Below are 11184 nucleotides of genomic sequence, written 5' to 3' on the forward strand. Positions count from 1 at the left end.
TCCAGGCCCTGCACAGCGTCAACGTCGAAGTTCGCCAGGGCGAGATCGTGACCCTGATCGGTGCCAACGGCGCTGGCAAGTCCACGTTGCTGATGACCCTGTGCGGCTCGCCACGCGCCTACAGCGGCAGTGTCCGTTACATGGGTGAGGAACTGGTCGGCCAGGACTCCTCGCAGATCATGCGCAAGAGCATTGCCGTGGTGCCGGAAGGCCGTCGCCTGAACCCTGCGGACCTGCGCGATGTGGTCGGTCATGTGCAGGAGGCCACTGTCGAAGACGTCGACAACGCCATTCAGTGCGCCCTGAACGCCGCGCCGATCTGGCAGGCCACCCCGCCCGCCGAACGCGCCGCGATCCTGGAGCGTGCCGCCGACTTGATGGAAGGCGAGATCCAGCCGCTGATGGGCCTGCTGGCCCGCGAAGCCGGCAAGACCTTCGCCAACGCCATCGCCGAAGTGCGTGAAGCCGTGGATTTCCTGCGCTACTACGCGGTGCAGGCGCGCAACGACTTCACCAATGACGCCCATCGCCCATTGGGCCCGGTGGTGTGCATCAGCCCGTGGAACTTCCCGCTGGCCATTTTCAGTGGCCAGGTCGCCGCTGCACTGGCAGCCGGTAACCCGGTACTGGCCAAACCGGCGGAACAGACCCCGTTGGTCGCCGCCCAGGCCGTGCGCCTGCTGCTCGAAGCCGGGATTCCGCAAGGCGTGCTGCAACTGCTGCCGGGTCGTGGTGAAACCGTGGGTGCCGGTCTGGTGGGTGATGAGCGCGTCAAAGGCGTGATGTTCACCGGTTCCACCGAAGTCGCGCGCCTGCTGCAACGCAACATCGCCGGCCGCCTGGACAGCCAGGGTCGTCCGATTCCACTGATCGCCGAAACCGGTGGCCAGAACGCGATGATCGTCGACTCCTCGGCACTGACCGAACAAGTGGTCATCGACGTCGTATCGTCGGCCTTCGACAGCGCCGGTCAGCGCTGCTCGGCCCTGCGCGTCCTGTGCCTGCAGGAAGATTCCGCCGACCGAGTCATCGAAATGCTCAAGGGCGCCATGGCTGAAAGCCGTCTCGGCAACCCCGAGCGCCTGAGCGTGGACATTGGCCCGGTGATCGACGCCGAAGCCAAGGCCGGCATCGAGAAGCACATCCAGGCCATGCGTGACAAAGGTCGCAGCGTGTACCAGGTGGCCATCGCCGATGCCGAGGAAGTCAAACGCGGCACCTTCGTGATGCCGACCCTGATCGAACTGGAAAGCTTCGACGAATTGCAGCGGGAGATCTTCGGCCCGGTGCTGCACGTGGTTCGCTACAAGCGCAAGGACATCGACCAACTGATCGGCCAGATCAACGCTTCCGGCTATGGCCTGACGCTGGGCGTTCACACCCGCATCGACGAGACCATTGCCAAGGTGATCGACTCCGTCAACGCCGGTAACGTGTACGTCAACCGCAACATCGTCGGCGCCGTGGTCGGTGTGCAGCCGTTCGGTGGTGAAGGCTTGTCCGGTACCGGGCCGAAGGCCGGTGGTCCGCTGTACCTGTACCGCCTGCTGTCGACTCGCCCGGTCGATGCGATCGAGCAATCCTTCGCCCGCACCGACGCTGGCGCAGCACCGGACGTACGTCTGCGCGAAGCGATGAGCAAACCGTTGACCACCCTGAAAACCTGGGCCGACGGCAACAAGCTCGCCGACCTGAGCGCCCTGTGCACGCAGTTCGCCGCGCAATCGCAAAGCGGTATCACCCGCCTGCTGGCCGGCCCGACCGGCGAGCGCAACAGCTATGCCATCCTGCCGCGCGAGCATGTGCTGTGCCTGGCGGAAGTCGAAGGCGACCTGCTGACGCAACTGGCGGCGGTACTGGCCGTCGGTGGTTCTGCGGTATGGCCGGAATCCGACATCAGCAAGGCATTGTTCGCCCGCTTGCCGAAGGACATTCAGGCTCGTATCAAACGGGTTGCCGATTGGAACAAGGACGAGGTGGTGTTTGATGCCGTGCTGCATCACGGCCTGTCCGATCAACTGCGCGCAGTCTGCCAGCAGGTGGCCAAGCGTGCCGGTGCCATCGTCGGTATCCAGGGCTTGTCCCAAGGGGAAACCAACATTGCGCTGGAACGCCTGGTGATCGAGCGTGCGTTGAGCGTCAACACCGCTGCGGCCGGCGGTAACGCCAGCCTGATGACCATCGGCTAAGCCTCCCCCCTGATCGTTCCCACGCTCCGCGTGGGAATGCAGCCGGGACGCTCCGCGTCCCATTGATGCCAGACAGGAAATCGGCATCGAGACTGGAACGCGGAGCGTCCCCTGAGGCATTCCCACGCAGAGCGTGGGAACGATCTTCCCCTCGCCTCGTTCTGCCTCTCCATCACGCTCATCAATCTTCCTGTTCAGCTTTTATCAGCAAGCCTAGACTCGGCCCATTCCAACAAAAGGTAGGCCGCCATGTCCGAGACGCTGCTCAGTTCCCGCAACCTGGCTTTCGAGCTGTATGAAGTCCTTGATGCCGAGGGCCTGACCCGGCGTGAGCGCTTTGCCGAGCACAATCGCGAAACCTTCGATGCCGCCCTCGGCACCGCCCGCAGCATTGCCGAAAAGTTCTTCGCCCCGCACAACCGCAAGGGTGACGAAAACGAGCCGCGCTACGAGGACGGTCAGGCCGTTCTGATTCCGGAGGTGAAACCGGCGGTGGATGCTTTCCTCGAAGCCGGTTTCCTCAATGCCGCGCGCAGTTTCGACGCCGGTGGCATGCAACTGCCAACCTTGCTGTCCCAGGCCTGCTTCGCGCACTTCCAATCCGCCAACGCCGCATCGACTTCATATCCCTTCCTGACCATGGGCGCGGCGAACCTGATCGAAAGCTTCGGCACCGACGAGCAGAAGCGCCGCTTCCTGCAACCGATGATCGACGGCCGCTTCTTCGGCACCATGGCGTTGACCGAACCTCACGCAGGTTCATCCTTGTCGGATATCCGTACCCGCGCCGAACCCGCGCCCGACGGCACCTATCGACTCAAGGGCAACAAAATCTTCATCTCCGGGGGCGATCACCCGCTGTCGGAAAACATCGTGCACATGGTCCTGGCCAAGTTGCCGGATGCACCGGCCGGGGTGAAAGGCATTTCGCTGTTTATCGTGCCCAAGTTCCTGGTCAACGATGACGGCAGCCTCGGCAAGCGCAACGATGTGCTGCTGGCTGGTCTGTTCCACAAGATGGGCTGGCGCGGCACCACCTCTACTGCGCTGAACTTCGGTGACAACGGGGACTGCGTCGGCTATCTGGTAGGCAAGCCACACCATGGTTTGAGCTACATGTTCCAGATGATGAACGAAGCACGAATCGGCGTCGGCATGGGCGCGGTGATGCTCGGTTACGCCGGCTACCTGTACTCGCTGGAATATGCTCGCGAGCGTCCTCAGGGTCGTGTGCCGGACAGCAAGGACCCGAACACTGCGCCGGTGGCGATCATTGAGCACGCCGACGTCAAGCGCATGCTGCTGACCCAGAAAGCGTACGTCGAAGGCTCGTTTGACTTGGGGCTGTACGCCGCACGCTTGTTCGACGACACCACCACCCTTGAAACCGAAACCGAACGCAAACAGGCCCACGAGTTGCTGGACCTGCTGACGCCCATCGTCAAATCCTGGCCGTCGGAGTTTTGCCTCAAGGCCAACGAACTGGCGATCCAGATTCTCGGCGGCCACGGCTACACCCGCGAATACCCGGTGGAGCAGTACTACCGTGATAACCGCTTGAATCCGATTCATGAAGGCACCCACGGCATTCAGTCCCTCGACCTGCTGGGCCGCAAACTGGCGCAAAACGGTGGCGCAGGGCTCAAGCAACTGATTCGCCTGATCGCCGACACCGCCGAGCGCGCGCAGGCCTTCGAATCGCTGACGACGCTGCGCGAACCGCTGGAAAAACTGGTGGCGCGCCTGCAAACCGTGACCATCGGCCTGTTGACCGACCTGGCTCAGGGCAAGGTCAACAGCAGCCTGGCGAACTCGGCGTTGTACCTGAAAGTATTCGGTCACGCGGTGATCGGCTGGCGTTGGCTGGAGCAGGCCATTCGTGCCGAGGAAGGCCTGGCCAGGGGCAATGCGGCGGACGTGAACTTCTATAAAGGCAAGCTGCAGGCGGCGCGCTATTTCCTGACTTGGGAAGTGCCGGGCCGCCACCATGAACTGGCGATTCTTGAAGCTCGGGACGATGTTTGCCTGACCATGCAGGATGAGTGGTTCTAATGACCTCACTCTGATCGTTCCCACGCTCTGCGTGGGAACGCCTCCTGTGACGCTCTGCGTCACGCCTTTGGAACGCAGAGCGTCCCTGGCTACATTCCCACGCAGAGCGTGGGAACGATCAGTCAACCGAGCTTGAATCCACCCATCTGCCGCGCCAAATCATCGGCCAGGCGCTGCAAAGTCAGACAATCCTCGCGACAAGCCCTGACCTCCCCCGCCGTCGCCCGCGCCAGGTCGGAAATACCCTGCACGTTGCGGTTGATCTCCTCGGTCACGGCCGACTGTTCTTCCGTCGCCGTCGCGACCTGGTGGTTCATGTCGCTGATACGCTCGACCTGTCCAGTAATTGCGGTCAACGATGCGCCGGTCCGCTGGCTCGACTCGACGCCGGTACCGGTAGCCGCCTGCCCGCTGTGCATCGACGACACCGCATTCTCCGCGCCCTGCTTGAGGTTGCCGATCATTTGCTGGATTTCATCGGTGGAAGCCTGAGTACGCCGGGCCAACGTGCGCACTTCGTCAGCCACCACCGCAAACCCGCGCCCCATGTCCCCGGCTCGTGCCGCTTCGATGGCGGCGTTGAGTGCCAGCAAATTGGTCTGCTCGGAAATGCCACGGATCACCGCCAGCACCTGATCGATGGACGCCACCTGATGAGCCAGTTCACCCACGGCACCGGCTGCGATACCGATTTCGTCGGACATGTTTTCGATATGCCGGATGGAGCCGCCGACCACCTCCCGCGCCTGCATTGCCTCATCGCGGGCAGTTTGCGAGGCGACTGCCGCGTTGCCGGCGTTTTGCGCGATTTCCTGCACGGTCAGGCCCATTTCATGGACGGCGGTCGCGACCATGTCGGTCATTTCCTGCTGGCGCCCGGATCGTTCGGCGGTGTTGTCCACGACTTTCGCCACCTGACCGACAGCCGTACGCAAGCGCTCGCTGGTGGTCAGCACCTCGCCGATCATGTCGCGTTGACTGTCGAGAAAACGATTGAAGCCACGCGCCAGGTCGCCCAGTTCGTCGGCACGGCTGGCATCCAGCCGATGGGTCAAATCTCCACCACCGCTACCGATGGCCACCAGCGCGCCTGTTACCTGACGAATCGGTCGCACCAGCCCTCGGGCCAGCAGCACCACCAGCAACAGGCACACCAGTGCCACCGCCAGGCCAATGCCGCTGCTCATCCACAAGGCGCGTCGGGCCTCGGCGTAGATCTGCGACTGCGGCACTTCGGCCACCAGCGTCCAGCCGAGATCCCGTAACGGCAGGCTCAATGCCAGATAGTCTTCCCCCTCACGGGTAAAATTGCTGCTCGTGGCAGTTTTTTGACCCAATACAGCCTGCGCCGCAGACGTGCCAATCTGCTCGACCAGCGTACGCTTGCCACTGAATTGCGCTTCGGGATGCACCTGGATCAAACCGTCGGAACGCACGAGATAGACCTTGCCGCGCTCGCCGAAGGTGAAGTTGTGAATCAACTCCGACAATGCATTCATGCTCAGGCCAAGACCGGCAACACCCACGACCTTGCCGGCCTGCTGGACCTTGATATCGATAAACAGCGCCAATTCTCCGGTGGCCGTATCGTTATCGATATTCAGGGTGCGAGGCTGGCTGCTGTCCAGAAACGAGTAGAACCAGGTGTCTTTCGGATTGGCACGGCTCAAGGTCCGATCCAGGCCTTTTTCCGTGTAGTAGTGATTGGAGGCGGCTCCGATGATCAGCGCCGTGAAGGCTTTGTGTTCGGCGCGGATGCCTTCCAGGTAGGTGGTGAAAGCATCGGCACGGGCACTGTCTTCACCCCCGGCCAGCCAGTCGCGCACCATGCTGTTGCGGGCGATGTCCGTGGCGGCGGTGAGGGGCTGGACGAGGATGCGCTCGATGTCGTTGCGCATCGCTTCGATGCTCGAGGGCAATGCCTGCTCGATCAGATAGCGCTGGGCCAGGCGGTTGACCACGAGGGTATAAATGCCAACCACGATCAGAATACTGAGCAGCAGGGCGGTGCCCATGCTCAGGATCAACTGCCATTGGATACTGCGTCGCCAGAACTGCATGGAGCACCCCCAAAGAATAAGAGGCTGAAACACTGCAACAGCCGTGCCGATTGTATACAACTAAATCGACAATCTATTCTTTGGTTGTGCGCAAAGGCGATCAGGCCTGATTGATCGTCTTGGTGATCACTTCAACCGTGGCGCTGACTTGCTCTTGGTAACGGTCGAGTTCGAGCTTGTGCTGCTTTTGCATTTCGATCTGCTGGGAACACAGATTCATCGCGGCCAGCACCAGCAGTCGGTCACCGATCAGTGTCGGGTACTTTCTTTTGGTTTCAGCCAGCGCAGCCTTCAACATCATTGCAGCGTCCAGCAGGGTCTGCTCTTCCCCGGCCGGCGCCTTGATCGAATAGTCCTCTCCCAGGATCGAGACGACCTTCACACCTGCGCCGTAACTCATGCGCTGACTGGGCCGGCACTTACGCGCTCAACCAGGGCTTGAATGCGCGCTGCGGTAGCGCCTTGCTTCTCTTCGTGTTCCATCAGGCTCAGTTGCAGGCTTTCGTTTTCATCCTTGGCCTGGGCCAGTTCTGCGCTCAGGGTTTGATTGGCGCCGAGCAGGGTCTGATTCTGCTGCACGAGGTCGCTGACCAGTTGTTCCAATTGGCTGAGGGATGCTTCCAACATTTTGATTTTCCAGGCATTTTCAAAGGGCGCGTACGATAAAGAAAAGTCATCGTGGATGCCAGGGTTAAACAGGCGCAAGGCCTTGGTTTTCCTGACGACTGACCTTTCTCGCGAACTTTAGAGACTGTGATCGGCTGTTCTGGTTCCTGCACTTCGTCGCAATGACCATGTGGCAATTACGCGCACGACCTCAAGACTTCGGCTGCATGACCGATATGTCACCTGTACCGTCCGTTTCAGCACCGCGCAGGTGCGCTCCTTTTGGTGAACCCCATGTCCCTTCGCAATATGAACATCGCGCCGCGCGCGTTCCTCGGTTTTGCCCTGATCGGGGGTTTGATGATGGTGCTGGGCGTGTTTGCCCTGAGCCAGATGAGCAAAATTCGCGGCGCTGCCGAGAACATCACCAACAACAGCGTGCCGAGCATCAAGAGTCTCGACGACTTCACCCAACTGACCCTGCGCCTGCGTGTGCTTTCCTATCGCCTGCTGGTCAACCGCGAGCCGGATGTTCAGCAAAAAACCATGGAGCTGCTGGAGATGCGCAATCAGCAGATCCACGCCGCCCAGGCTATTTACGAAAAACTGATCGCCGGCCCCCAGGAACGTGCGGCATACGATCAGTACGTGCAACTGCTGGGGCAGTACCGGCAGATCGAAGACCGGATGAAGACCCTGTCGCGCAATAATCAGGTCGAGGAGCTGCGCAACCTGCTCAACACCGATCTGCTGAGCAACTCCGAGGCAATCAACACCGTGCTGAGCAAGCTGTTGGAGATCAACACCCGGCAAACCCTCGATACCGACCAGCAGGCCGCCGACCAGTACGATACGGCGTTCAGCCTGGTGATCGTTCTGTTGGTGATCGCTACCGGCCTGACGCTTCTATTCGCCTGGTTACTCACCAACAGCATTACCAAACCCATTGCCAATGCCTTGAATGCCGCCGAGCAGATCGCCGAGGGCAACCTGACCCGCCCGATCACGGTCGATGGCCAGGACGAGGCCGGACGCTTGCTGCTGGCGATGTCGAAGATGCAGGACAAACTGCGTGACACCCTGCAACGAATCTCGGGCTCGGCTACCCAACTGGCGTCCGCTGCCGAAGAACTCAACAGCGTTACCGACGAAAGCGCCCGTGGCCTGACGCAGCAGAACAATGAAATCGAACAGGCCGCCACCGCCGTCAACGAAATGACCAGCGCCGTGGAAGAAGTCGCTCGCAATGCTGTCAGCACCTCCGAAGCCTCGAAAAACGCCACTGCGTCGGCTGGTGATGGCCGTGATCTGGTTCAGGAGACCGTCAGCGCCATCGAGCGCATGAGCGCCGACGTACAAGGCACCGCAACACTGATCGGTGACCTGGCCAACGAATCCCGTGACATCGGCAAGGTACTGGACGTGATTCGCGGCCTGGCCGACCAGACCAACCTGCTGGCCCTGAACGCGGCCATTGAAGCGGCGCGTGCCGGTGAGGCCGGCCGTGGCTTTGCGGTGGTAGCGGACGAAGTTCGCGCACTGGCACACCGTACCCAGCAGTCGACCAGCGAAATCGAACGCATGATCGCCAGCATCCAGAGCGGCACCGAACACGCGGTGGATTCGATGCGCAACAGCACCGAACGCGCCGAGTCGACCCTGAACATCGCCCGCGGTGCCGGAATGTCGCTGGACACCATTAACAGTGCCATTGTCGAAATCAACGAGCGCAACCTGGTGATCGCCAGCGCTGCCGAGGAGCAGGCGCAAGTCGCCCGCGAGGTGGACCGCAACCTGGTGAACATTCGGGATCTGTCGGTGCAATCGGCCACCGGTGCCAACCAGACCAGCGCGGCGAGCAGTGAACTGTCGCGCCTGGCTGTGGACCTCAACACCCTGGTCGGACGCTTCAGCCTGTAACCTACCGCCGCCCTCCTCTGTAGGAGCGAGCACGCTCGCGATGCACGCAAGAACACCGCGGGGTGTCAGACGCCCAACGTTATCGTTGGCCACCATCGCGAGCGTGCTCGCTCCTACAAAAGCAGCACAATTCCCTGTAGGAGCGAGCATGCTCGCGATGCACGCAAGAACACCGCGGGGCATCAGACGCCCAGCGTTATCGTTGACCACCCTCGCGAGCGTGCTCGCTCCTACAAAAGCTGCATATTCCCCTGTAGGAGCGAGCATGCTCGCGATGCACGCAAGAACACCGCGGGGCATCAGACGCCCAACGTTATCGTTGGCCACCATCGCGAGCGTGCTCGCTCCTACAGAAGCAGCACAATTCCCTGTAGGAGCGAGCAGGCTCGCGATGAACGCAAGAACACCGCGGGGCATCAGACGCCCAGCGTTGTCGTTGACGACCCTCGCGAGCGTGCTCGCTCCTACAGGGGTGGCGAGGATTGAAAAGCTTTTTTGACAGCCTCGCATTTCGGCAGGTTAGAATCGCTGGCACGCAGACTGCATGGTCAGTTTGCGCCCGCCTCTCAGTTTTCCGGAGTACTGCCTTTGAATGCGACGACCATCAACAGCCTGTTCTTGATCGGCGCGTTGCTGGTTGGTGCAAGCATTCTGGTGAGTTCTCTGTCCTCCCGGCTCGGCATCCCGATTCTGGTGATTATCCTGGCCGTGGGCATGGCTGCCGGTGTCGATGGTGGCGGCATCATTTTCGATAACTATCCCACCGCTTATCTGGTCGGCAACCTGGCGTTGGCGGTGATCCTGCTGGACGGCGGCCTGCGCACCCGGGTGTCGAGTTTCCGCGTGGCATTATGGCCGGCGCTGTCGCTGGCCACCGTCGGCGTGATGATTACCACCGGGCTCACCGGCATGGCCGCCGCCTGGCTGTTCAACCTGAACCTGATTCAAGGCTTGCTGATCGGTGCCATCGTCGGCTCTACCGACGCCGCCGCGGTGTTTTCCTTGCTGGGCGGTAAAGGCCTGAACGAACGGGTGACCGCCAGCCTGGAAATCGAATCGGGCAGTAACGACCCGATGGCGGTGTTCCTCACCGTGACCCTGATCGACATGCTCGCCAGCGGCCAGACCGGCCTGCACTGGAGCCTGTTGACTCACCTGCTGCGCGAGTTCGGTATCGGTGCAGTTATCGGCCTGGGCGGCGGCTGGCTCATGCTGCAGCTGGTCAACCGTATCAATCTGGCCACCGGCCTTTATCCGATTCTGGTCATTGCCGGCGGCATGGTGGTTTTCGCCTTCACCAACGCCCTGCACGGCAGCGGCTTCCTGGCGGTCTATCTGTGCGGGCTGGTGATCGGCAACCGCCCCGTGCGCAGCCGCCACGGCATCCTGCACATGCTCGACGGCATGGCCTGGCTGGCGCAGATCGGCATGTTCCTGGTGCTGGGCCTGCTGGTCACGCCCCACGACCTGCTGCCGATCGCAGTGCCTGCCCTTGGCCTGGCGCTGTGGATGATTCTGGTTGCCCGGCCGTTGTCCGTGGTGGCGGGCCTGCTGCCGTTCAAGGCCTTCCATGGCCGGGAAAAGGCGTTCATTTCCTGGGTGGGCTTGCGTGGCGCGGTGCCGATCATTCTGGCGGTGTTCCCGCTGATGGCCGGATTGCCCAACGCCCAGCTGTACTTCAACCTCGCTTTCTTTATCGTGCTGGTGTCGCTGCTGGTACAGGGCACGAGCCTGCCGTGGGTCGCCAAGCTATTGAAAGTGACGGTACCACCGGAGCCCGCACCGATCTCCCGCTCCGCCCTGGAAGTGCACGTCACCAGCGAGTGGGAGCTGTTCGTCTATCGCCTCGGCGCCGAAAAATGGTGCATCGGTTCGCACCTTCGCGAGCTGAAAATGCCCGAAGGCACCCGCATCGCCGCCCTGTTTCGTGGCCAGCAATTGCTCCATCCGTCGGGTAGTACGGTGCTCGAAGCCGATGATTTGCTGTGCGTGATCGGCCATGAACACAACCTGTCGGCCCTCGGAAAACTGTTCAGCCAGGCCCCGCAGCGAGGCCTCGATTTGCGCTTCTTCGGCGACTTCGTACTCGAAGGAGATGCCCAGCTGGCTGCGGTTGCCGCCCTCTACGGGCTTAAGGTCGAAGGTATCGATCCGGACATGTCCCTGGGCCGCTTCATTGCCCAGAAAGTGGGGGGGGCTCCAGTGGTCGGCGACCAGGTGGAATGGAACAACACCATCTGGACCGTCGCCGTCATGGACGGGAACAAGATCGGCAAAGTGGGCGTCAGATTCCCCGAAGGAAGTCGCCCCGGCCCCGGGCTGTTCCTCTAAACTGCTTCCACTATCACTTGCTTGAC

General features: G+C 61.6%; 6 protein-coding genes and 3 pseudogenes. 5 read left to right on the forward strand and 4 right to left on the reverse strand.

Annotation, left to right across the window (positions count from 1 at the left end):
• A partial coding sequence (locus ACQKP2_RS16785; RefSeq protein ID WP_427577978.1) for an L-glutamate gamma-semialdehyde dehydrogenase occupies positions 1 to 2189 on the forward strand: 2189 nt, incomplete at its 5' end.
• Between the two features lie 249 nt (positions 2190 to 2438).
• On the forward strand, positions 2439 to 4241 hold the full coding sequence (locus ACQKP2_RS16790; protein ID WP_427577979.1) for an acyl-CoA dehydrogenase: 1803 nt from the start codon (positions 2439 to 2441) through the stop codon (positions 4239 to 4241).
• Positions 4242 to 4363: 122 nt separating this feature from the next.
• Here the strand turns inward: ACQKP2_RS16790 and ACQKP2_RS16795 are convergent, their stop codons facing one another.
• The 4 genes and pseudogenes from ACQKP2_RS16795 to ACQKP2_RS16810 form a co-directional block, all read right to left on the reverse strand.
• Positions 4364 to 5209 (reverse strand): methyl-accepting chemotaxis protein, encoded by an 846-nt coding sequence (locus ACQKP2_RS16795; RefSeq protein WP_427578044.1) that lies wholly within the window; start codon positions 5207 to 5209, stop codon positions 4364 to 4366.
• Between the two features lie 18 nt (positions 5210 to 5227).
• Positions 5228 to 6301, reverse strand: a pseudogene (locus tag ACQKP2_RS16800) (HAMP domain-containing protein); the annotation flags it as partial.
• 100 nt (positions 6302 to 6401) lie between these two features.
• Entirely contained in the window at positions 6402 to 6701 is a 300-nt protein-coding gene (locus ACQKP2_RS16805) for a cell division protein ZapA (protein WP_427577980.1), read from the reverse strand.
• On the reverse strand, positions 6698 to 6928 hold the full coding sequence (locus tag ACQKP2_RS16810) for a hypothetical protein (protein ID WP_427577981.1): 231 nt from the start codon (positions 6926 to 6928) through the stop codon (positions 6698 to 6700). The genes ACQKP2_RS16805 and ACQKP2_RS16810 overlap by 4 nt, the downstream gene beginning before the upstream one ends.
• Before the next feature lie 339 nt (positions 6929 to 7267).
• Here ACQKP2_RS16810 and ACQKP2_RS16815 point away from each other — a divergent pair.
• From ACQKP2_RS16815 to ACQKP2_RS16825, 3 genes and pseudogenes are all read left to right on the forward strand, one after another.
• A pseudogene (locus ACQKP2_RS16815) lies at positions 7268 to 7924 on the forward strand (MCP four helix bundle domain-containing protein); the annotation flags it as partial.
• A 303-nt stretch (positions 7925 to 8227) separates the two neighbouring features.
• Positions 8228 to 8827 (forward strand): annotated as a pseudogene (locus ACQKP2_RS16820) (methyl-accepting chemotaxis protein); the annotation flags it as partial.
• Positions 8828 to 9415: 588 nt separating this feature from the next.
• On the forward strand, positions 9416 to 11158 hold the full coding sequence (locus ACQKP2_RS16825) for a potassium/proton antiporter (RefSeq protein WP_427577982.1): 1743 nt from the start codon (positions 9416 to 9418) through the stop codon (positions 11156 to 11158).
• Positions 11159 to 11184: the final 26 nt, after the last annotated feature.

Origin of the sequence: Pseudomonas sp. NPDC089569 (assembly GCF_050280625.1) — a bacterium.
In the GTDB taxonomy this organism is placed as follows: Bacteria; Pseudomonadota; Gammaproteobacteria; order Pseudomonadales; family Pseudomonadaceae; genus Aquipseudomonas.

Coding starts and splice junctions, on each gene's coding strand:
- ACQKP2_RS16805 (WP_427577980.1), bottom strand. CDS start 6,701: ATGAGTTACGGCGCAGGTGTGAAGGTCGTCTCGATCCTGGGAGAGGAC.
- ACQKP2_RS16795 (WP_427578044.1), bottom strand. CDS start 5,209: ATGATCGGCGAGGTGCTGACCACCAGCGAGCGCTTGCGTACGGCTGTC.
- ACQKP2_RS16790 (WP_427577979.1), top strand. CDS start 2,439: ATGTCCGAGACGCTGCTCAGTTCCCGCAACCTGGCTTTCGAGCTGTAT.
- ACQKP2_RS16810 (WP_427577981.1), bottom strand. CDS start 6,928: ATGTTGGAAGCATCCCTCAGCCAATTGGAACAACTGGTCAGCGACCTC.